The sequence below is a fragment of the Rhodococcus koreensis genome, assembly GCF_900105905.1.
Taxonomy (GTDB): Bacteria; Actinomycetota; Actinomycetes; order Mycobacteriales; family Mycobacteriaceae; genus Rhodococcus_F; species Rhodococcus_F koreensis.
In genome coordinates this window covers 5,074,979-5,095,925 of record NZ_FNSV01000005.1, presented here as the reverse complement: position 1 = coordinate 5,095,925, position 20,947 = coordinate 5,074,979, and the positions used below count along the sequence as shown (strand labels likewise).

The window sequence follows — 20,947 nt, the reverse complement described above, 5'->3', positions numbered from 1 at the left end:
CCCATTTTCTGAAAGGTTCCATCATGACAACCGTCACCGAACGCGCTAGCTCCAGCGCATCTGTCCCCACCGCCACCGACCTCGTCGGCCGTGTCCGCGAGATCGCGCCCATCTTGACGAAGAACGCCGCCGAGGGTGAGCGCAACCGCCGCGTCGTCGAGGAATCGATCCAGGCGATGACCGATGCCGGGCTGTTCAAGCTCGCGGTACCGAAGCGGTACGGCGGTTATGAGACCTCGATGCGCACCATGCTCGATGTCTCCGCCGCGGTTGCCGAGTCCGACGGGGGCACCGCGTGGGTGCTGACGCTGACCAACGTGTGTGCCTGGCTGACCGGGTTGTTCCCGACCCGCGCTCAGGACGAGGTGTTCGGCGCGGACCCGGACGCGAAGGTGTCCGGTGTTCTGACACCGACCTCGGAGACCACCCGGGTCGACGGTGGCTACCGGGTCACCGGCCGCTGGTACTACAACTCGGGATCCTGGCATGCCACCTGGGCGGTCCTGGGGATCCCGATCACCAACGACGCCGGTGAGGTCATCGATCAGGGGCTCGCTCTCATCCCGACGAGCGAGATGCAGCTCGAGGACACGTGGTTCGTCGCAGGCATGAAATCCTCCGGCAGCAATTGCCTGGTGGCGACGGATGTGTTCGTGCCCGACCACCGCGTGATGGCGGTACCGCCGGCGATCGAGGGAACGTACCCGTCGGAGAATCTGGCCGACGAGCCCTTCTACCGTTCCGCATTCGTCCCGATTCTCGCGCTCGTCCTGGTCGGGCCCCAGCTCGGTTTGGGGCGAGCCGCCCTGCAGCTCGTGCAGGCCAAGGCGAACAAGCCGATCGCCTACACCTACTTCACTGCGCAGTCCGACTCTGTCGCCTTTCAGTTGCAAGTCGCCGAGGCCGCGATGTTGATCGACACCGCCCATTTGCACGCGTACCGGGCGGCGGACGACATCGACACCGCGGCAGCAACCGGCACCTACCCGGACTTCACGCAACGCGCCCGGCTGCGCGCCGATACCGGCTTCGTCGCCGAGAGCATCGTCAAGGCCATCAACATCCTGCTCAGTGCGCACGGTGCCGGCAGTTTCGCCGACGTCAATCCCCTCCAGCGGATTTGGCGGGACTCCTCCACCGCCGCCCGCCATGCCGTCGTCGCCCCGGCGGTGGCGTTCGAGTCGTACGGGAAAGCGCTTCTCGGTGTCGAGGAACGGATCACACCGCTGATCTGAGCACGCGGAGCAATCCCTCGTCCACCAATTGCTGTGGCCAAAAGATGTTTCGCTCAGCACTATTCACACCCTTCTGTAGGAGATCAGTTTCATGCGTATCGCCAACATCGATGGTCAAGCCGCCCTCGTGATCGGGGAAACCGGCGCGGAGCGGGCCGTCGACATCGCCCACGCCTCCCGCGGCCGGTTCGGCCCGGGCCTGCAGGCTCTCTACGAAGCCTGGGACGACGTCACCGAATGGGCCGCAGTCCAAGACCTCTCGGCTCTGGCCGACGACAGCGTCCCGATCGACCGGTCCCACCTCCGGGCACCCTCACCGGCTCCCCGGCAGGTGTTCGCCGTCGGCCTGAACTACCACGCCCACGCCGCCGAATCCGGCTTCGAATCCCCCACCCACCTGCCACCGGTCTTCACCAAATACGCCTCCAGCTTCACCGGCCCCGACACCGACGTGATCATCCCCACCGGCGGCAACGTCGACTGGGAGGTCGAACTCGTCGCCGTCATCGGCCGCGAAGCCGGCAACATCGACGCCGCCGACGCCTGGTCCCACGTCGCCGGACTCACCGCCGGACAGGACATCTCCGAACGCATCACCCAAACCCGTGGTCCCGCACCACAATTCGGTCTCGGAAAATCCTACGCCGGGTTCTCCCCGCAAGGACCGTGGCTGGTCACCCCGGACGAGTTCGCCGACCCCGACGACCTCGAACTCGGCTGCACCATCGACGGCGAACAAGTGCAGAAAGGCCGCACCCGCGACCTGATCTTCCCCGTCTCCACGCTCATCGCCACCCTCTCCCACACCGTCACTCTCTACCCCGGGGACGTGATCTTCACCGGCACCCCCGCCGGCGTCGGTGTCGGCCGCAACCCGCAACGGTTCCTGCAGCCCGGCGACACACTCGACAGCTGGATCGACGGCATCGGCGAACTGCACCAGCGATTCGTCGCCGAACCCGACGCGCAGTAGAGGACACCGATCATGGCACTACACGGACTGGGCAAGGTCACCATCGGCGTCCCCAACGTCGACGACACCATCGCCTACTACACCGACTTCGGACTCGAACACCACGGACACGGGGTGTTCGCCACCCGCAACGGCGGCGAACAACTCCACATCGTGCACGCACCGACCCGGCGACTGGTCGAGCTGACCGTCGCCGCCGACGACCCCGACGACATCACCGCCACCACAGCGCGGCTGACCAGGCTCGGTACCGCGATCCAGCACGACGGCACCTCCGTCAGCGCCGTCGAACCGATCACCGGCACCCTGGTGCACGTCGCGGTGCGACCCCGGATCGTGATCGAGCCCGCGGTGTCGCCGACGCCGTACAACGGTCCGGGCCGGATCGACCGGTGGGGGCGGGCCCCGTTCCTCACCCGCACCGACCCGGTACGCCCCCGCAAACTCGGACACGCGGTAATCGGGTCCACCGACCTCGAGACCACCATGAAGTTCTTCACCGACGGCCTCGGCTTCAAGGTCAGCGATTACATGGGCGACAAGGCCGCGTTCCTGCGCTGCTCCGTCGAGCACCACAACGTCCTCGTCATGGCCGCACCGGTGAACTTCATGCACCACACCAGCTGGCAGGTCGACGACATCGACGAGGTCGGGCGCGGCGCCCACACCATGCTCGAGAACAACCCCGAACGCCACATCTGGGGACTCGGCCGCCACCACGCCGGCGCGAACTTCTTCTGGTACCTCAAGGACCCCGCCGGGAACTTCTCCGAGTACTACTCCGACATGGACACCGTCCCCGAGGACGAACTCTGGTCCCCGGAAGTGCTGCACGGACTCCAAGGCCTCTACGCCTGGGGACCGCCGCCCCCGCCGTCGTTCCTCGAACCCGACGACCTCGCAGCCCTGATGACCGGAGCGCATTCCGCGAAGGGGTGATCGGGTTGGAATTCGCGCGATACGCGCACTCAACCCGCTAGGAACGGGTCCGTGCCACGACCGGAGCGCCTCTTCACCCGCAGGCACGGACCAAGGGGCACGGTCCGGGGCGTCGGTGGTCGACGCCCCGGACCGTGCCCGTCACCCGCTCGTTGCTGTTGTACGACTGAGAGATACTGATGACCTGCGCAGCGAATCCCGTCCGACCGGCACATGACACGTGGGCGTGGCGTCTGCACGCCCTCTGCCGATCGATGGACCCCTACCTGTTCTTCGCCCCCGAGGACGAGCCGAAAGGGCCCCGAGTGCGACGCGAACGGGAGGCGAAACGCATCTGTCTGCGCTGCCCGGTGCTCGACCAGTGCCGCGAGTATGCGCTCTCGGCCCGCGAAGGATACGGGGTCTGGGGCGCAACCTCCGAACTCGACCGCCGAACCGCTTTCACCACCACCAACTCTGCCCAGAACACCGCCCAAGGAGCCCCATCATGGCCATCGGCCACGTCGTCATCTTCACCTTCATGCCGGACCTGCCCACCGCGACACTGACGGCGCTCGCCGAGTCCCTCGACGCTCTGTCGGCGGCGACCGCCGGCATCGAGTCCTACCAGCACGGACCCGACCTGCGGATTCGTCCGGGAAACGCCGACTACGCGGTCTCCGCGGTCTTCACCGACCACGATGCCCTCACCGCGTACATGACCTCGCCCGAACACCAGCGCATCATCACCGAACTCATCGTGCCCCACCTACGCGACAAGAGCTCGGTACAGTTCCCCGTCTCCTCCCACTGATACCGGAACAACACCGTGTCCCGGATCAGTTAACGCCTCCGTCTTTGACCGCGAAGTAGTCGCCGATAGTCGCAGAACATCGTTCGGCCGGAGGCACTCGCACTCAGCACTCGAACCCCGAAATACCGACGTAACTACAAGCAGGAGCCATCCGTTTCTCTTTCGGGTGCGCAGTGTCACCGAACTGTCCGCGATCTCACCTGGAAGTTCGACGGACGCGACTCGTCGTTTACTCGAATCGTGCACAAGATGTGGAGAATGGTGCGCATAGTGCGTCTTACGGACGTCCGAGCGGGGCGGCACTCTGGTCTACAGCTACAAGACGAGTCCCACCCGAGAGAGCTCTTTACTCCGCAGGCAGGGCACGTCGACAGCGAACAGGTGCTTTCCGTGAAGCTTGAAGGAGCTAGCCATCATGTCGTTTGTTCTCAAGCCCGCCGCTGGTGAGCCGACGCAGCGTACGAGCAACCCGGCTGTGGTCGATACTGTCGCATCGGTCATCGCCGACGTGCGCACCAACGGCGACGATGCGGTCAGGAAGTACTCGCAGCAGTTCGACGGGTGGTCCCCGAAGTCGTTCCGCCTGAGCGAGGACGAGGTGCGCTCCATCGTGTCATCCATTCCGGAGTCGACACTGGACGATCTTCGATTCGCGCAGCGTCAGATTCGCGGATTCGCTCAAGCGCAGAAGGACTCGATCCAGGACTTCGAGACCGAGACCCTGCCGGGAGTTTTCCTGGGACAGCGCAACATTCCAATCGACGCCTCGGGCGCCTACGTTCCCGGCGGCCGGTACCCGCTGACGGCCTCGGCGCACATGACGGTGCTGACGGCCAAGGTGGCTGGTGTCGAGCGGGTGGCCGCGACTACTCCTCCCAACGAGGGACTTCCGCCGCAGATCAGTGTCGCGGCGATGCACCTCGCCGGAGCGGACGAAATTCTGGTGCTCGGTGGAGTGCAGGCCATCGCTGCGCTGGCACTGGGAACAGAGACCATCGCGCCGGTCAGCATCCTGACCGGGCCTGGCAACGCATATGTCGCCGAAGCGAAGCGTCAGCTCTTCGGTGAAGTCGGAATCGACCTGTTCGCGGGCCCCACGGAGACCCTGATCGTCGCCGACGATTATGCCGATCCCTTTACCGTCGCGGTCGACCTGCTCAGTCAAGCCGAACATGGGCCAGACTCACCGTGTGTCCTGATCACCACCTCCGAGGCAGTCGGCCGTGCGGTGCTCGATCACATCGATGCGCTGCTTCCCGGGTTGCAGACCAACGCCATCGCCGGACCGGCGTGGCGTGATTACGGCCAGATCCACGTCACGGACACCCTCACCGAGGCGTATGCGCTGGCGGATCGGTTCGCGTCCGAGCACGTGCAGATCCTCACCGAGGAGCCGCGGCAGGCGCTCGAATCGATGCGGAACTATGGGGCGTTGTTCCTCGGTGAGGGAACCTGTGTTCCCTATGGGGACAAGGTGATCGGCACTAACCATGTGCTTCCGACATTGGGGGCGGCGCGATACACCGGTGGTCTGTGGGTGGGTAAGTTCCTCAAGACCCTCACCTACCAGGAGGTGCGTGATCCTGCTGCCAGCGCCCAGCTCGGCGAGATCTGCGGACGTCTGTCACGGCTCGAGAAGTTCGAAGGCCATGCCAGGTCGGGTGATCTGCGGGCCGCGAAGTTCGGTGGCGCCGACCTGCTCTGGGGAGAGATTCCCACCCGCGCCGTGACCGAACAATGACCCGGATCGAGCACGATCTCCTCGGTGACCGCGAGGTTCCGGCGGGCGCGTACTACGGCGTGCATACGCTGCGGGCCATCGAGAACTTCCCGATTACTGGTGTTCCGATCTCCGCGCATCCGGATCTGGTGTCGGGGCTTGCCGCGGTCAAGCAGGCTGCGGCGCAAGCGAACGCCAACCTCGGATTGATCGGACTGCGCGAGGCGGGGGCGATCACGAGGGCGTGCGAGGAGATCCGCTCGGGTGCCCTGCACGACCACTTCGTCGTCGACGTCATCCAGGGTGGGGCCGGCACATCGACCAACATGAACGCGAACGAGGTCGTGGCCAACCGCGCCCTCGAGTTGCTGGGGCATGCAAAGGGGGACTACGAGTTCCTTCATCCGCTCGAGCAGGTCAACCTCGGCCAGAGTACGAACGATGTCTACCCCACTGCAGTCAAGATCGGTCTCCAGACGGCGTTGGTGCATCTACGTCAAGCCATGGGGGAGTTGGCCACCGCATTCGCGGGCAAGGCCGCCGAGTTCGTCGATGTCCTCAAGGTCGGTCGTACCCAGTTACAGGATGCGGTGCCGATGACCCTCGGGCAGGAGTTCGGAACGTACGCGCTCATGCTGGACGAGGACGCGGAGCGGCTCGCCGAGTCGGCGGCCCTGATCTCGGAGATCAACCTTGGTGGCACAGCCATCGGCACGGGGCTCAATGCCCACCCCGAGTACGCATGGCGCGTCCGCGCGCATCTCGCCGCTATCACGGGGTTGTCCTTGATCACCGCGTCGGATCTGATCGAAGCGACCCAGGACGTCGGGGCGTTTGTTCAGCTGTCCGGGGTGCTCAAGCGCACCGCGGTGAAGCTGTCGAAGGTCTGCAATGATCTGCGTCTTTTGTCCTCGGGACCGCGTGCGGGACTGGGGGAGATCACGCTTCCGCCCGTGCAGGCGGGTTCGTCGATCATGCCCGGCAAGGTCAACCCCGTGATCCCGGAAGTAGTCAATCAGATCGCATTTCGTGTCATCGGAAACGATCTGACCGTAACGATGGCGGCCGAGGGCGGGCAGCTTCAGCTCAACGCGTTCGAGCCGATCATCGCGCACAGCCTCTTCGAGTCGATCGAACTGCTGACCCGGGGTTGCAGAACGCTCGCGCAGCGCTGCGTCGTCGGTATCGACGCGAATACCGAACACCTGCAGCAGATGGTGGCTGCCTCGATTGGAGTCGTGACCGCACTCAACCCGTATATCGGGTACACCGAGGCCACGACCATCGCCGCGGACGCACTTGCGAGCGGCCGCACGGTCGTCTCGCTCGTCCTCGAACGTGAACTGCTCACGCAGGATCAATTGGACAAGATCCTCGATCCGCAAAACTTGACGCGAAGTGTCGATCCCATCGACGGGTACGCGACCGTCGCCGACCGTGCCGACAGCAAGCATCGAGTCCCCGGCCCCATCTGACATCGATCCGACGTCACTGCACAGTGTGGGCAATCAGTTACCTCGAGCGTGCACGCAACGCCGCTCGTATTGCCCCCGAAACAGATCTACCGTCGAAGAAGTACACGAGCTGGCGCCGCGCAGGTGGCGCCGACAACCAGGAGCAGCTCCCATGCCCGACCTTTTCGCCCCTGACCAACCTTCGGTCATCACCAATCCACCCCAGGTGGTCGATTGCGATGTCGCCATCATCGGCTCCGGCATGGGCGGCGGCACCCTGGCCTACGCCCTGCGTGAGTCCGGGGCGCGCGTGCTCATCATCGAACAGGGCGACTTCCTGCCCCGTGAGCGCGAGAACTGGTCGATCAAGGCGGTAGTTGCCGAGGGGCGCTACAAGAATTCCGCACCCTGGTACGACGAAATCGCCAAGAAAAGCTTCATTCCTGGGAATTACCACTACGTGGGAGGCAGCACCAAACTCTATGGTGCCACGCTGCCCCGATTCCGGGAGCACGACTTCGGCGAGGTCGAACACCCCGACGGTATCTCCCCAGCCTGGCCGATTTCCTACGCAGACCTCGAATCCCACTACGGTGAGGCCGAGCACATGTTCTGGGTGCACGGCAACAAGGGCGAAGATCCCACCGACCCGTGGCGCTCGACCGACTACCCCTTCCCCGGCATCGCCCACGAAGGAGCCATGGCCCGGCTGGCGGACGGCGCGCGCCGACAAGGCCTCCACCCATTCGCCGCACCACAGTCCCTCGACGTCCGCCCCGGCGGCGCCTGCGTGCTGTGTCCGACGTGCGACGCCTTCCCCTGCATGATCGACGCGAAAGGCGACGCCGACGTCTCCGCGGTGCGGCCAGCTCTCAAATCAGCCACGGTCAAACTCCTCACCAATGCCGAGGTGACCCGCCTGAACACGGACCGCACCGGTCGTCAGGTCACCGGCGCCCAGGTGCGACACAACGGCAGCACGATCACCGTGCAGGCACAACGGTTCGTGGTCGCCGCCGGTGCCGCGAACACGGCCGCACTGCTGCTGCGCTCGTCGTCGTCCACACACCCCAACGGGCTGGCGAATTCCTCCGACCAGGTCGGGCGGAACTACATGGCGCACGTGACGACGTTCTTCCTGGCGATCGACCCCCGTCGCACGAACGACGCCGTTTATCAGAAGACCATCGGTATCAACGACTGGTACACGGCCGGTGCCGACAACCGGTATCCGCTCGGGAACGTGCAGGGTCTGGGCAAGCTGCGCGGCGAGATGGCAAAGCGCGCACGCCCACTCATCCCCACCCCGATCCTCGAGGGGGTCACCCGGCACACCCTCGACCTGTTTCTGCAAACCGAAGACCTCCCGCTACCGGAAAACCGGATCGCGCTCAACTCGAACGGAGACATCACGGTGAGGCGCACAGCCACCAACATGTCCTCACATCGAGAACTGATCAGGCGGATGAAGAAACTCGTCCACCGCGCCGGGTTCCCGATCACCTTGCACGAAGGTCTCGGTGTCGAGGCGACCTCCCATCAGTGCGGTACCGCCCGCATGGGTGACGACCCTGCGACGAGTGTTCTCGACGCGGATCTCAAGGCGCACGATCTCGACAATCTGTGGATCGCGGACAGCTCCCCCTTCCCGTCGTCGGCTGCGGTCAACCCGGCGATCACTGTGGCCGCCCTGGCCCTCCGGTTGGGTCACTCCGGTGCACTGACCGCCTGAGGCCGATCCAGAAGGCGTAAACGGAGGCCGCCCGCGGCCGTCGACGAATGACAGTCGATGGCCGCGGGCGGTCGTTGTCGGGTGCCCCTACCGTTGGATCTGCTGTGTCAAAGCAGTATTCGACCCTGGATCCGAACGTGTCGGATCCAGGGTCGGTTTGTCAGAGCCAGCGGTCGCTCGGCGGCGCCATCCGCTCACCCGGAAGTCCCGCGTAGAACGAACCACCGGGGCACGAGGTGAGTTCCATGTGCATGCCCCACGGTGTGAGGAAGTAGAACCACCGCTGTCCGGCAACGGGGGAGTCCGGCGCGACACCGTTCGGGCCTGCCATGACGACCACGCCCGGAATCGAGCGGACGTAGTCGTAGCCTTCGTCGATGTCGTCGACGTAGAGGGCGAGGTGATGGCCGCCGATGTCACTGTTGCGGGGAGGCTGGGTGGTTTGGTCGGGCGCCGAGTACTCGAACAACTCGATGTTGGTGGTCAGCCCGAGGCGGACCATCGCGAGACGGCACTTGGCGTCGGGGTGGACGTTGAGGCGGCGAGCCATGCCGTTCTCGCTGTCGGAAAAGGGGCCGTCGAAGAAGATGCATTCGCCGGCGAAGTGGTCGACGAAGAAGGCGACCGCGGCATCGAGATCGGGCACGGTGTAGGCGACGTGATCGACCGAGCGCACGGTGGGAATCTTCGGATTTCGTGAAACATGTTCAGACACAGTTGTTGTCCATCCATTATGGGGATTCGAGTGGGAGGCAGAAGTTCGGGTTCTGCACCGATCGTGATCGGTCTGCCGAGGACGGCCCGAGGATACGGAGCGCTACCGATCGCGCATTCTCACTTTACGGCCGGCCCGCCCTTCCCGCGCTACCTAGCGTGTGCATTTCTCGCCCAGAAGTTGCGCAATTCGTTCAATTCAGCACTTGTGCATGAGATCGTGCCCGCGGACCGCAAAGATCAGTGCCTGACGTACGTCGGGGTCGTCGAGTTTTCTTTTCAGCAACTGGTTCAGTCGATCGATTCGGTAGTACATCGTGCGTCGCTGCACGAACAGCGCTTCGGCCGCATGGGTCTTGTTCCCGTCGTACGTCAGGAACGCACGTAGAGTCGGGAGCAACGGACTGGCGGAATTCGCGTCGTGCTTGAGGACGGGACCGAGTTCGTCCTCAACGTAGCGGGCCAGTTCTGGGCCCTGGGCCAGGGAAACCAGGAGCCGAAGCACGCCGAGTTCGTCGAACCGCAGCACTCGTTCGTCGTTTCGCGCAGCCGCGACGGAGGCTGCGCTGCGCGCCTGTTCCACCGCTTGCGGGACCTGACTTGCCGCCACCTGCCTACTGACGCCCGCTCGCACCCGGAGCGTGGACAGCTTCTCCACCAAGGTTTCTTCGGGGCACTGACGCGACAGGCCGATGATTGCCAGTGTGTGATCGCCGATGTCGGCGACCACGGAGGGGACGTGCAGTGTGCGGCACAACTCCTCCAATGCCTCGTCGAGCGGCGAGGCGATCGACGACCGTTTGCTGACGAAGACCACGACCAGTGATCGTTCTCGCAGATCGCGGCCGATTCGGAGGGCACGGGTGACGAAAGCTTCGCCCGAGATGTCGCCCAGGAGCAGCCGATTGACCAGGGCATTCTGTCGCTGAGCCGCCTTCGCGCCGCTCTCGCGGGCACCCAGGAGAGTGATGGCGACCGCATCCGCCGCACGATCGAGAGCGTAGAGGTCAGCCCGGTCGAGCGGTTCGGTGCCGTGGAGTATGTGCAACCATCCCCACCGTTCGCCACGCAGGATGACCGCCCGTCGCGTGCATTCGGATGGCTCCCCCGCCGCGTGCGCGGCACCGTGTGCGTTCGTCGCAGTATCGTGGAGGACTCGCGAGTGTCGTTCCCAATCAGTCAGTGTGACATCGGCTTTCGCGGTGGCGCCGGAGTATGCGACGACCTGGTGAAGGGTGTCTTCCAGGACCACAGGATGATCTACCTCGGCGGCTAGCTTCTCGGCAAACGAGACGTGGTCGCGACCTTCGAGCAGCGACTGCATGAACACATCGTTCAGTCGTTCATATGTGGTGAGTTCTAGCACGCGTTCATCGACCAGCGATTCGTGAACCTGCGCCGACACCTCCACGAATGGAAGCTCGCCTCGCAGACCCACCAAGGGGAAGTTCCTCGATACAGCCTCGTCGACGAGAGCGTCGGGCATGTCACTGTAGGCGCGGCCGCTCAGTTCGAGAATGAGAACGGAGGCGCCTGCGTCGGAGATCTCGCGGATGAAACGCCGTTGCTGCTCCGGGTCTCGGGCGATGCCGAGGCCGGCGGTGAGCAACATTTCTCCACCGGTAAGGAAGCGCGCGATATCAGGTACCTCGACCGGGTGCACCCATCGTATCGATCGCGACAGGTTGGTTTCGCCGGCGAATATCGTCAACGGTATCCGCCTGAAGACCTCGAGTTTCAGCGCCGATTCGATTGTCAGCGGCTTCTCGCTCATTCTGGACCGGCGCGCGGATGAATCGGCAAATGCATGGTGTGCGATCGTGGATGACGTCATTTTCTAGCCTTGGCCTTGTGCCGCGGCGCGTGCGGCCACCAGCTGTTCTGACACGGGCGTGCTTGGAACCGTTGCGCGACTGGGTGAAAATGAGGCATTCGGGACCAGTTGCTCCAGTTGCCGGCGAAGGTGCTGGCTCGTGATGTGTGTGGATGAGAGAGCGCTGTGTATCACGATGCCCTCGATCAGCGCATTCACCGCCTGCGCGGCTTCCTCGTCCATATGGAGCTCGAAGAGCGCTTGCGTGACTCGGACCCAGTCGTCCGCGATGTCGAAGAACGCTGCCTTGCGGGTTGCGAGGGCGTACAGCTCGATCGTCACGACGAGCCCTCGCTTGTCTCCGGTCAGATCCTCGATGACGAGATCGACGAGAGAGTCGAGCAACTGTTCGCGATTTCTGACGCCCTCGAGCCGAGCCTGGAAGACGCCGAAAATGTTCGCGGCATGTCGCGTGATCGCTTCGGCGTGAAGATCTTCCAGAGATTTGAAGTAGTAGGTTGTCGATCCGAGGGGCACGCCCGCAGCTTCGGCAACTGCACGGTGCGTGGCACCTGCGACTCCGCGCTCGGCGATCACCTCGACGGCAACATCAACCAGTCGATCGCGCCGACCCGGGTCGCGTTGTCCTTGCTTGCTCACTGCTGGGCGCGTCGTCACACGCGGTTCCTTCCTCATCGTCACCACTCCTCGATGCCTGGGGACGTCGCTCGGTTCCAGGTCCACCAGGCTCGCCCTGGATCCACACGATTGACACGTGTACAAACGTACACCCATAATGTACAAATGTACATGTACATATGTACACGGATGTGAAGTGCAGACGGCTCCCGCAGTCGGAGCCGCCCACTCGCTCAGCGCCGTCATCGCACCGGATTCCTACTCACCATTGGAGTACTGACATGACACATGGTCACCTCGTCGTGATCGGCGGAAGCGTCGCAGGCCTGATGGCCGCCGCCGCCGCAAGCGACCGTTTCGAGCGCGTCACCGTGGTCGAGCGCGATCAACTTTCGGGCAGCCCCGAGCCCCGAGCAGGTGTTCCCCAAGGAAATCAAGTTCACGTGATCCTCCCGCTCGGCCTCGAACGCATGGAAGAAGTGCTTCCCGGCATTCGACAAAACTTCGTCGAACGCGGGTGCCTCGAGTTCGATCAACTCGCCACAGTGCCGATGATGTCCGAATCCGGTTGGAAGGTGCGGGTAGACAGCGCGAATGCCGTCGCATTCCGCCGCCCACTTTTCGAGCTGGTCATTCGAGAGCGTGTCCTGGCACTCGGCAACGTCAGCATTCGGCACGGGTCTGCGCGCGGATTCCTGTTGTCGGATGATCGTTCGCGCGTCCTCGGCACTCGCCTCCGGGATGGATCCGAGATCGAAGCAGACTTCGTCGTCGACGCCTCGGGCAGACGCACCAAGTCCCCGGCATGGTTGCAAGACCTCGGCTTCGGCGCACCCACCGAAGTCCGCGCGAACGCCTACATGGGTTACGCGACGCAGTTCGTTCGCATCCCGGAAGGAGTTCTCGACGGCGCTCTCGGTCTCGTAGTGCATCCCGCGCCCGGGCACCACCGGGGCGGTGTGCTTTTGCCGGCCGACAACGGGGTTCATTCCCTGAGCGCGATCGGGATGATGCGGGACTACCCGCCGCGAGAAAGAGAAGGCTTCCTCGATTTCCTCGACGATGCCCGCTCGCCGTTGCTCGGCGAGATCGCGCGTCGATCTGTTCCCGTAAGTGATATCAATACCTACCACCAGGATGGCAACCTGCGGCGGCGCTGGGAGGACGAGTCCCTTCCGGACAGGCTGCTCGTCGTCGGTGACGCGTCCGCATCGTTCAATCCCATCTACGGTCAGGGCATGACCCTGGCGGCATCCGGGGGACGTCTCCTCAAAGCCGCGCTCGACACGAGATCGTCGCTCGACGCTCTGGCACACGACGTACAAGGCGATCTGGCGAGAGTAATCGACGCCGCGTTCTCGATGTCCGCGGCAGTCGACTCGATGTTCGAAGGCTCCGAATGCACAAACTTCACCCCGCCCTCACCCGAGGAGTGCGCCTACGCCGCCGCAGTAGAGGAATTGGCGACCGTCGACCCTGAAGTGGCCCTCGCCGCCGGAATGGCAGCGTTCTACATCGACCCGGAGGTTCTGCGGACCGAAGCAATCCAGCTCAGGGTCGAAGACTGGATCGACAGCGAACGCACCACAGGTGGCGCGGATCCAGGCCGTTACCCCACCGAGGTCCGGTCCACCGATTCCACCGCGGCGGCCGCCACTTTCTAGTTTCCAACTGAACTCGGCAGAACCGGAACGATTCTGTACCAACACTGTTCGTTCTCGTGCCGGGCCAGTGCGCGCAAGGAGGATTCAGATGTCCACTATTCAATTCGTCACTCCACAGGGCGAAGCCCACACGCTCGAGGCCGAGCCCGGAACGTCGGTGATGGAAATCGCCGTTCAGGACGGTGTGCCGGGGATCGTCGCCGAGTGCGGCGGCGCAGGAGCGTGCGCAACCTGCCACATCTACATCGACCCGGAGTATGCCGACCGCGTCGGTCCGCCCGGTGATCTCGAAGACGACATGCTCGACGGCACGATGGCCGAACGGAGAAACACCAGCCGGCTGGCCTGCCAGATCGAATACCACCACGGCCTCGACGGCCTCCGCATCGAGATCGCACCGGAGCAGTCATGACCGGCACACTCATCGTCGGCGGCGGCCAGGCCGGAGCGCAGGCGGCGTTCTCATTGCGGGAGATGGGTTACACGGCGGACATCACCATCGTGGGCTCGGAGCCGCACCTCCCGTACCAGAGGCCACCGCTGTCGAAGGCGTTCCTCGCGGGAACCGCCGATCACGAAACCCTTCAGTTCCGCAAACCTGCGTACTACGACAAGATACGTGTCGAAGTCCTGTGCAATCAGCGGGTCACCGACATCGAATTCGATGGCGGGACTGCCGATGCCGCAGGCACCGCGCAGCTCCATGACGGTACGGAGAAGTCGTTCCACCACCTGATGTTGGCGGTGGGAGGCCGACCCCGCCGCTTGACGGTCCCGGGCTCCGACCTCACAGGCGTGTGCTACCTACGGACCATCGCCGACGCGGTACAACTCATCAGCCACCTCGAGCACGGGGCATCCGTCGTCGTCATCGGCGGCGGGTTCGTGGGACTCGAGGCCGCGGCCATGGCACGCGGGCGAGGCAAAACCGTGACAGTGGTCGAACTCGCAGAACGACTGCTCTCGCGCACCGTAGCTCCCGAGATGTCCGCCTTCCTCACCGAAGCCCACCAGCGTCGCGGAACGCACATCCGGCTGGGGGACGGCGTCACCGCGATCGAAGGCAACGACGGACAGGCCACCGGTGTCCGCTTGTCCGACGGAAGTCTGCTGCCGGCGGACGTCGTTATCGTCGGGGTCGGCATGACACCCCGCCTCGAGCTGGCCGAACGCCTCGGACTGGAGACCGCCGGCGGCATCGTCGTCGACTCCTTCGCCCGGACGAGCGATTCCCGGGTCGTCGCCGCAGGAGATTGCACCGTCGGGCCGAATCCGATGACAGGTTCCGGCTTCGTCCGGCTCGAATCGGTACAGAACGCAGTCGACCAGGCCAAGGTTGCCGCTGCATCTATTGCAGGGCAGCCGTTCACGCACTCGGCGCTGCCCTGGTTCTGGTCAAACCAAGGCGATCTCAAGCTCCAGATGGCAGGTCTCACGGAGGGCTACGACCACGTCGAGCTCCGTGGTGAACCTGCGGCCGAGAAGTTTTCGGCGTTCTACTACCGAGACGGACGGCTCCTGGCCGTCCACGCCGTCAACAGGCCGCAGGATTACATGCTCGCGAGGAAGGCTCTGTCACAGCGCATGACCATCCCACCGGACAGAGTCGCGGACGGCGCGGCAGCCCTCGTGGCTGTTCCCTGACATCGGGGTGCATCCGCGAACAGGGGCCGACCGCTGTGGTCGGCCCCAATGTCTCGCAGAATCCTCACGGCAGGCTTGATCCGCTGCAGCCATCAGCGTTCAGGTGGGAGAGTAGGCGTGCCCAGTCGTTCGAGGAACGTCACCCGGAGTGGGCGCATCCGCACGAATCAATTCGGCGGCACGCAAGTCTGCCCACAACTCGGTAGGGATGTCGTATTCGAACAACTCGGCATCGAACTGTTGTTCCTGCTGATTTCCCGCGCGGACACACACACTCGCCACTGCAGGGTGCGCGATCGCGAACTGAAGCGCCACTGCACGAAGCGGCACGTTGTGATCCGAGCAGATCTTTTGAATCCGTGCGGTCTTCTTCCGCACCGCTGGTGGTACGGGTGCATCGTTGAATGTCGCGCCCTTGACCGGTCCTGTTGCGAGGATTCCGCTGTTGTAGACCCCTCCGAGAATCAGCCCGACGCAGGCCTCCTGGCACGCGGGCAAAAGATCGTCGAGCGACTCCTGCTCGAGGAGGGTGTAGCGACCGGAGAGCAAGAAACAATCCGCGTCGGTGTTCTTGAGCGCGCTGTGGCAGACGTCCACCTCGTTGGTCGCGAACCCGAGCGCCTTGACGACGCCCTGGCTTCGCAGAGACTCCAACGCCGGGTACGCCGAGGAGAGAGCTTGACGGAATATCTCAGGCTGATCGTGACCATGAGTGTGGCGGTCGCAGTCGTGGATGAACAGGATGTCGAATCTATCCGTCAGCATCCGGTGCAAGCTCTGTTCGACACTGCGCATCACGCCGCCGTAGCCTGTAGTCGAAGCTCGGCTCGAGCGGCGCGGTGTCCATGCATGATGCGCGTCGCGAGGACAAGGATGACGGGGAGATGCCCCTGCCGACTTTGGTGGACAACACATACGAGTCGCGATCACGCTCACGCAGACCATGGCCCAGCCTGTATTCGCCCAGCCCGTTGCCGTACAACGGAGCGCTGTCAAAGTATCTCGTCCCCAGATCCCATGCCGAGGAGATCAATTCGTGTGCCTCGTCGTCGGTGACGCGCCCGAGAACATTGCCTATGGGCGCGCCGTCGAAACTCATCACACCGAGCGACAGCCCGGACCTGTCCAGCTGCCTGGTATCGGTGATCTTCATCGTTCGCTTTCCGGGGTTCTGGGATTGTTCGCCTTCCGGCCGCGCGGAGCCGCCCCCGCCGGCGGCTCCGCGCGGTGGACGCTCCTACAGGTGCTGTTCCTTCGCGCGCATGGACGAGTATTCGCCCTGGCGTTCGTCGTCGATATACGCGGGAACCGGGAAGTCCCACCAACCCGGAACCCACGGTCCGGCCGCGTCGCGGTCGGTGGGCACCTCGATCAGGGCCGGAGCCTTCGATTCGAAGGCTTTGCGATAGGTCGCCTCGAGATCTGAAGGATCCTCGACGCGGAACGACTCGAGCCCGAATGCCGTTCCGAGGGCCTTGAAATCGGGGCTGTACGGCGTGCCGTCCGGTCGGTTGAATTCGGTACCGATGTGCCGACTGGTCTGCTTACGCTGGCCGCCGCGGATCGACATGAACCCGGAGTTGTCCTGGACGACGAAGACAACCGGAATGTCATGGGTGACGCAGATCCCGATCTCCTGCGCAGTCATCAGGAAGTCCCCGTCACCGACGACACACGCGACCTGACGGTCGGGGGCGGCGAGCTTGGCTCCCATGGCGGCGGGAATCGCCCAACCCATCGAGGAGAACCCACCGGAGGTCAGGTGCGTGCGTGGCTGGTAGACCGGGAAGGTCTGCTTGACCGCGCCCTGGGTGTTGCCGGAGCCGGCGACGATGATTCCGTCTCGCTCCATTACATTGCGTAATCCGCCGAGGGGACGCTGTGACGTGAATGGGTACCGATCCGAGTCGCGGCGAGAGGCGAGTTGTTCCTCCCATTCCTCCTTCAGACGCCCCAGTTCGGCGAGGTACTCGCCACGCTGCGGCGAGGCGGAAGGCAGTGCCGCGGTAATGGCATCGACTGTCGGCTTGGCGTCGGCGACGATGCCGACCTCGGCCGGGTAGTTCTTACCGATTTCGTGCGGGTCGATGTCGATGTGGATGAGCTTGGCCGGCGGAATGGAGAAGGTCACCCCCTGGGCGTAACTCGATGCCGACCAGTCGGTGAACCGGCACCCGACGGAGATCACCACATCCGCTTTGGATGCAATGGCGTTGCCGACGATGGTGCCGGTCTGTCCGACGCTGCCAGCGAACAGGTCGTGGTCTTCGGGGAAGGCGCCCTTGCCGTTCCATGTGGTCACCACGGGGATCTGCCATGTTTCGGCGAGCCGCAGGACTTCCTGAGCGGCATCGGCAGTGATCGCGCCGCCGCCGACAACGATCACCGGACGCGCCGAGTCCACGAGGACGCGGGCAGCTCGATCGACCGCCAAGGGGTCGGGCTGCTGCAGCCCGACCGGCAGCCGCCGCGCGAGGTCATGCAGGGATACCTCGGCTGCCTCTGCCTGCACATCCATCGGAACCTCGATGTGGGCGGGGCCCGGACGGCCGGTCAGCATCGTGTTGAACGCCCGGTGCATGATGAACGGCAGTTCCTCGACGCGGGTCGCGACCCAGCTCCGCTTCGATACCGCGTCGGTGACCTGCGGGAAACCGTTGTCGGTGTGGCGGTCGAGTTCCTGCAGCAAGCCGTGTCCCCGCATGTGGGTCGGCGGGCCGCCGGTGATACAGAGCAGGCTCGTCGAGTCACTGTACGCGGTGGCGAGGCCGAGAACGGTGTTCGCGGCGCCCGCACCAATGGAGGTCACCGCTGCCATCGGCTTGCCGGACGCCCGATAAAAGCCGTCCGCAAGGTGCACGGCGCTCTGCTCGTGGAACACCTGGATGAAGGGGATCTCGGATCCCTTCTCCAGAAACGCATCGGTCAATGACCAGATCCCGTGGCCGGGGATGCCGGCGACGTACGGAACTCCGTACTGTTTCAAGACCTGTGCGACGACCTGGCCGCCTGTCAGCTTAGGCATGGGTGGTCCTTTCCTGCTCTGCAGAATCAAGGGAATCGGTGTGGTTGTGGTGCGCCCGGAGGAGTTCGGCGATCTCGATGGCATCGCCTTCGGGGGCGTTCGAGGCTTCGTGAGGTTTCGCGATGATCCCGTCGCTCAGCTCTGCGATCGACACCGGCAGCCTGCTCTGCCGAGGCTCCACCGTCCCGCGGGGCTCCAGCCGCGAGGCCTGGCAACGCACACGCCGCGGGATCGACGCCCGCTCATGCGACGAATATTGCTTCTGGTAGAGAACATGAATCTCAGAACTTCCTCGCGTGACGTTGTTCATGTTCAGTCTGCAGCGAGACAACTGAGATAGTTAGACCCATAGTGTGCATATGACGGCTCCACTGCTTCGCCTTTTGTGCAGCAACGCTGCATTCGCGAGTGAGAGGTCTCCGATCCACTGGGAATATGGGAACCACCCGGCCGATGCCGTTACGAGTGCGCCTCAGCTTGGGTCTGAACCGAATTCAGAGCCTCAAACGGCCAACCACTGTGCCGGTACCTGATGGCGCCGACGCCTGGGGCACGTCACAGACTGGTTGCCATTCCGGAATTTGGGGAGAGGCCTTCATATCTCATTGATCTGTTCGACCATCCACGCCGCGATCTGGACCCGCGACGCGAATCCGAGTTTGGTGAGGATGTGCTCGACGTGCCCCTGGACCGTCCGCGGGGAGATGCCGAGCTCGGCAGCGATCGCCTTGTTGGTCAGCCCCCGCGCCACGAGTTCGGCGACCTCGTGCTCGCGCTTGGTGAGAAGAGATGGCTTGGGAATCTTGCCCGCTTGGTCGGAGGATTGCCTGTTGAGCGCAAAGGTAACCGAGGCATCGAGGTCGAGAGCATTCCCCTCATGGCGTGCGGCCTCGAAAGTTTTTGTGCCCAGAGCTTGCCGCGCCCTCCGCTCGCAGTCGTTGTGGTAGTCGAGGAGGTTCGGAAGATATGCGGAGGAACTGCCTACCGCACGGCTGAGTACTTCGGCAGCCCCCATCAACACCGCGGCGCGGCGAGGCTCCTCGTCGCTCGCCGCAATCCATGCGAGTGTCTCCAAACAGGTCGTAGCCCCGACCTGGTCGTTCGCGACCTGTGCCAATCGGAGCCCCCGCTCGAGCTGCTCCGTTGCGCGACGCGGTTCGCCCCGCCGCCACCAGGCAACGCCCAGAGCCCACAGCGAATAGGCCTGCAACACCGATTCCCCTCGCGATCGGGTGATCTCGTGGACCTCTTCGAAGCGGGAAATCGCAAGGTCGGTATCGCCCCGCCATTCGTAAGCGATACCGAGCGACATCAACGCCTCGAGCCGGAGGGAGAGATCGCGCGGATCGACGAAAGCCGACACCGAAGCCTCTAGCCGAGAGCACGCCTTGGGCAGGTCACCACTGAACAGTGCGCAAAGCCCCTCCGCATGGGCGGCGAGGGAATCGATCGTCGAGTCCTGCGTCTGCTCGGCGAGCTGGAGTGCCTGCGCCACCAACCGGGCTGCGACCGAGAGGTCCCCCTGCATTTCCGCCAACACGCTATCGGCATACAGCGCCTCGACCCGTTCGATTGTCGGCTGCCCGCTGTGGCGATCCAGAATCCGGTCGAGCCAATACCGTCCTTCACTGAACAGCGACCTCGAGTTCCAGAATTGGAAGAGAGCGCTCGCGATCGTCAAGCCGATGACGGGATCTTCGGAGGCGCAGAATTCCATCGCCTCCCGGAGATTGGGTTGCTCACGTTCGATTCGCTGGAACCATTCCAGCTGTCTGTCACCAATCCACTGTGTATTGGCATCCTCAGCCAACCGGCGGTACCAATCTCTGTGTCGCACTCGCAGGTCGCGGTATCGGCCGCTTTCCTGTGCTTTCTCCGCGCCAAAGCCTCGAAGTGTCTCGAGCATCCGAAATCGAACCACGGGGCCGGATTCCTCGCGAATGAGGATCGATTTGTCGAGCAGAGAGGTCACAACGTCGACCACCCCCGATGGTGAGAGGTCGAAGCCGCAGATTTCCTCTGCCGCATCGAGTTCGAAACTTCCTGCGAAGATCGCTAGCCTTTCCCAAGCCAACTGCTCGGGCGTGGTGCACAGCTCGTAACTCCAGTCGATACACAAGCGAAGCGTCTGCTGTCGGGTCGGCGCGCTTCGGGTGCCACCGGTCAGCAATTCGTAGCGATCGGTGAGCCGTCGAAGAATCTGCTCCGGCGACATGGCGCGCAGGCGGGCGGCAGCCAGTTCGATCGGCAAGGGCAACCCGTCGAGCTTTCGACAGATTTCGGCGACGGCCGCTCGATTGCTGTCGTTGAGTTCGAAGCCCGGGACAGCGGCCGCGGCACGCTCGACGAACAACCGGACTGCGTCGGATCGGGGCATGCTCCTGGATGAGGAAGGACGGTCGGACTCGGGGACGGTGAGCGGGGGAACACGAAGGACTGCTTCGCCGCCGATGGCGAGGGCCTCTCGACTGGTGGCGAGTATGCGGAGTTCCGGGCAGCTGCGCAGGAGGATCTCGACCAGTTTCGCGACGGCGTCCACCAGCTGTTCGCAGTTGTCGAGAACGAGCAGCATCCGCTTCGAGCCGAGGAATTCCACGAGCAG

At 64.0% G+C, this 20,947-nt stretch carries 20 protein-coding genes; 12 read left to right on the top strand and 8 right to left on the bottom strand.

Annotation, left to right across the window (positions count from 1 at the left end; all coding sequences use genetic code 11):
• Positions 1-23: 23 nt before the first annotated feature.
• The 8 genes from BLV94_RS27855 (at position 24) to BLV94_RS27820 (ending at position 8,846) form a co-directional block, all read left to right on the top strand.
• Entirely contained in the window at positions 24-1,235 is a 1,212-nt protein-coding gene (locus BLV94_RS27855) for an acyl-CoA dehydrogenase family protein (protein ID WP_072942643.1), read from the top strand.
• 91 nt (positions 1,236-1,326) lie between these two features.
• Positions 1,327-2,208 (top strand): fumarylacetoacetate hydrolase family protein, encoded by an 882-nt coding sequence (locus BLV94_RS27850; protein WP_072942644.1) that lies wholly within the window; start codon positions 1,327-1,329, stop codon positions 2,206-2,208.
• Between the two features lie 12 nt (positions 2,209-2,220).
• On the top strand, positions 2,221-3,147 hold the full coding sequence (locus BLV94_RS27845) for a VOC family protein (protein ID WP_072942646.1): 927 nt from the start codon (positions 2,221-2,223) through the stop codon (positions 3,145-3,147).
• 179 nt (positions 3,148-3,326) lie between these two features.
• A complete protein-coding gene (locus tag BLV94_RS27840; protein WP_072942656.1) occupies positions 3,327-3,695 on the top strand; it encodes a WhiB family transcriptional regulator in 369 nt (122 codons plus the stop codon).
• Positions 3,635-3,940 carry a Dabb family protein gene (locus BLV94_RS27835; protein ID WP_072942657.1) on the top strand — a complete coding sequence of 102 codons (306 nt, stop codon included), beginning with the start codon at positions 3,635-3,637 and terminating at the stop codon, positions 3,938-3,940. The genes BLV94_RS27840 and BLV94_RS27835 overlap by 61 nt, the downstream gene beginning before the upstream one ends.
• A gap of 415 nt (positions 3,941-4,355) precedes the next feature.
• Positions 4,356-5,681 (top strand): histidinol dehydrogenase, encoded by a 1,326-nt coding sequence (hisD, locus tag BLV94_RS27830; protein WP_072942659.1) that lies wholly within the window; start codon positions 4,356-4,358, stop codon positions 5,679-5,681.
• Positions 5,678-7,135, top strand: coding sequence for an aspartate ammonia-lyase (gene aspA, locus BLV94_RS27825; protein ID WP_083395686.1), 1,458 nt, complete (start codon positions 5,678-5,680; stop codon positions 7,133-7,135). Before hisD ends, aspA begins: the two co-directional genes overlap by 4 nt.
• Positions 7,136-7,286: 151 nt before the next feature.
• The gene (locus BLV94_RS27820) at positions 7,287-8,846 is read left to right on the top strand and encodes a GMC oxidoreductase (protein ID WP_083395685.1); all 1,560 of its coding nucleotides are present in this window, start codon (positions 7,287-7,289) and stop codon (positions 8,844-8,846) included.
• 160 nt (positions 8,847-9,006) lie between these two features.
• Here the strand turns inward: BLV94_RS27820 and BLV94_RS27815 are convergent, their stop codons facing one another.
• Entirely contained in the window at positions 9,007-9,522 is a 516-nt protein-coding gene (locus BLV94_RS27815) for a VOC family protein (protein WP_208613716.1), read from the bottom strand.
• 237 nt (positions 9,523-9,759) lie between these two features.
• Positions 9,760-11,271 (bottom strand): PucR family transcriptional regulator, encoded by a 1,512-nt coding sequence (locus tag BLV94_RS27810; RefSeq protein ID WP_244163857.1) that lies wholly within the window; start codon positions 11,269-11,271, stop codon positions 9,760-9,762.
• Between BLV94_RS27810 and BLV94_RS51025 the strand changes: the two genes are divergently transcribed.
• Positions 11,162-11,401, top strand: a complete 240-nt coding sequence (locus BLV94_RS51025) for a hypothetical protein (RefSeq protein ID WP_244163884.1) — start codon at positions 11,162-11,164, stop codon at positions 11,399-11,401. The two genes, BLV94_RS27810 and BLV94_RS51025, sit on opposite strands and share 110 nt — an antisense overlap.
• Here BLV94_RS51025 and BLV94_RS27805 read toward each other — a convergent pair.
• Positions 11,398-12,051, bottom strand: a complete 654-nt coding sequence (locus BLV94_RS27805; RefSeq protein WP_167372187.1) for a TetR/AcrR family transcriptional regulator — start codon at positions 12,049-12,051, stop codon at positions 11,398-11,400. The genes BLV94_RS51025 and BLV94_RS27805 overlap by 4 nt on opposite strands.
• A 242-nt stretch (positions 12,052-12,293) precedes the next feature.
• Between BLV94_RS27805 and BLV94_RS27800 the strand changes: the two genes are divergently transcribed.
• From BLV94_RS27800 to BLV94_RS27790, 3 genes are all read left to right on the top strand, one after another.
• The gene (locus BLV94_RS27800; RefSeq protein ID WP_072942666.1) at positions 12,294-13,676 is read left to right on the top strand and encodes an NAD(P)/FAD-dependent oxidoreductase; all 1,383 of its coding nucleotides are present in this window, start codon (positions 12,294-12,296) and stop codon (positions 13,674-13,676) included.
• An 88-nt stretch (positions 13,677-13,764) separates the two neighbouring features.
• Complete coding sequence (locus BLV94_RS27795; RefSeq protein WP_072942668.1) at positions 13,765-14,088, top strand: 2Fe-2S iron-sulfur cluster-binding protein; 324 nt, start codon at positions 13,765-13,767, stop codon at positions 14,086-14,088.
• Positions 14,085-15,320: an NAD(P)/FAD-dependent oxidoreductase gene (locus BLV94_RS27790; protein ID WP_072942670.1), complete on the top strand. Its 1,236-nt coding sequence runs from the start codon at positions 14,085-14,087 to the stop codon at positions 15,318-15,320. Before BLV94_RS27795 ends, BLV94_RS27790 begins: the two co-directional genes overlap by 4 nt.
• A 99-nt stretch (positions 15,321-15,419) precedes the next feature.
• Here BLV94_RS27790 and BLV94_RS27785 read toward each other — a convergent pair whose 3' ends face one another.
• The 5 genes from BLV94_RS27785 to BLV94_RS27775 all read right to left on the bottom strand — a co-directional run bounded on the left by BLV94_RS27785 (position 15,420) and on the right by BLV94_RS27775 (position 20,941).
• Complete coding sequence (locus tag BLV94_RS27785) at positions 15,420-16,115, bottom strand: aldo/keto reductase (protein ID WP_341866472.1); 696 nt, start codon at positions 16,113-16,115, stop codon at positions 15,420-15,422.
• The gene (locus BLV94_RS51855) at positions 16,072-16,473 is read right to left on the bottom strand and encodes an aldo/keto reductase (protein WP_341866471.1); all 402 of its coding nucleotides are present in this window, start codon (positions 16,471-16,473) and stop codon (positions 16,072-16,074) included. Before BLV94_RS51855 ends, BLV94_RS27785 begins: the two co-directional genes overlap by 44 nt.
• 84 nt (positions 16,474-16,557) lie before the next feature.
• Positions 16,558-18,345: a thiamine pyrophosphate-binding protein gene (locus BLV94_RS27780; protein WP_072942672.1), complete on the bottom strand. Its 1,788-nt coding sequence runs from the start codon at positions 18,343-18,345 to the stop codon at positions 16,558-16,560.
• Complete coding sequence (locus BLV94_RS48845; protein WP_143051425.1) at positions 18,338-18,655, bottom strand: hypothetical protein; 318 nt, start codon at positions 18,653-18,655, stop codon at positions 18,338-18,340. The genes BLV94_RS27780 and BLV94_RS48845 overlap by 8 nt, the downstream gene beginning before the upstream one ends.
• Before the next feature lie 285 nt (positions 18,656-18,940).
• Complete coding sequence (locus tag BLV94_RS27775) at positions 18,941-20,941, bottom strand: ATP-binding protein (RefSeq protein WP_244163669.1); 2,001 nt, start codon at positions 20,939-20,941, stop codon at positions 18,941-18,943.
• Positions 20,942-20,947 lie beyond the last annotated feature (6 nt).

Excerpts from the sequence above, each read along its gene's own strand:
- BLV94_RS27780 (WP_072942672.1), bottom strand. The coding sequence starts at position 18,345 with ATGCCTAAGCTGACAGGCGGCCAGGTCGTCGCACAGGTCTTGAAACAG.
- BLV94_RS27785 (WP_341866472.1), bottom strand. The coding sequence starts at position 16,115 with ATGCGCAGTGTCGAACAGAGCTTGCACCGGATGCTGACGGATAGATTC.
- aspA (WP_083395686.1), top strand. The coding sequence starts at position 5,678 with ATGACCCGGATCGAGCACGATCTCCTCGGTGACCGCGAGGTTCCGGCG.
- BLV94_RS27800 (WP_072942666.1), top strand. The coding sequence starts at position 12,294 with ATGACACATGGTCACCTCGTCGTGATCGGCGGAAGCGTCGCAGGCCTG.
- BLV94_RS27835 (WP_072942657.1), top strand. The coding sequence starts at position 3,635 with ATGGCCATCGGCCACGTCGTCATCTTCACCTTCATGCCGGACCTGCCC.
- BLV94_RS51855 (WP_341866471.1), bottom strand. The coding sequence starts at position 16,473 with ATGAAGATCACCGATACCAGGCAGCTGGACAGGTCCGGGCTGTCGCTC.
- hisD (WP_072942659.1), top strand. The coding sequence starts at position 4,356 with ATGTCGTTTGTTCTCAAGCCCGCCGCTGGTGAGCCGACGCAGCGTACG.
- BLV94_RS27820 (WP_083395685.1), top strand. The coding sequence starts at position 7,287 with ATGCCCGACCTTTTCGCCCCTGACCAACCTTCGGTCATCACCAATCCA.
- BLV94_RS27845 (WP_072942646.1), top strand. The coding sequence starts at position 2,221 with ATGGCACTACACGGACTGGGCAAGGTCACCATCGGCGTCCCCAACGTC.
- BLV94_RS27795 (WP_072942668.1), top strand. The coding sequence starts at position 13,765 with ATGTCCACTATTCAATTCGTCACTCCACAGGGCGAAGCCCACACGCTC.
- BLV94_RS27790 (WP_072942670.1), top strand. The coding sequence starts at position 14,085 with ATGACCGGCACACTCATCGTCGGCGGCGGCCAGGCCGGAGCGCAGGCG.
- BLV94_RS48845 (WP_143051425.1), bottom strand. The coding sequence starts at position 18,655 with ATGAACAACGTCACGCGAGGAAGTTCTGAGATTCATGTTCTCTACCAG.
- BLV94_RS27855 (WP_072942643.1), top strand. The coding sequence starts at position 24 with ATGACAACCGTCACCGAACGCGCTAGCTCCAGCGCATCTGTCCCCACC.
- BLV94_RS27840 (WP_072942656.1), top strand. The coding sequence starts at position 3,327 with ATGACCTGCGCAGCGAATCCCGTCCGACCGGCACATGACACGTGGGCG.
- BLV94_RS27850 (WP_072942644.1), top strand. The coding sequence starts at position 1,327 with ATGCGTATCGCCAACATCGATGGTCAAGCCGCCCTCGTGATCGGGGAA.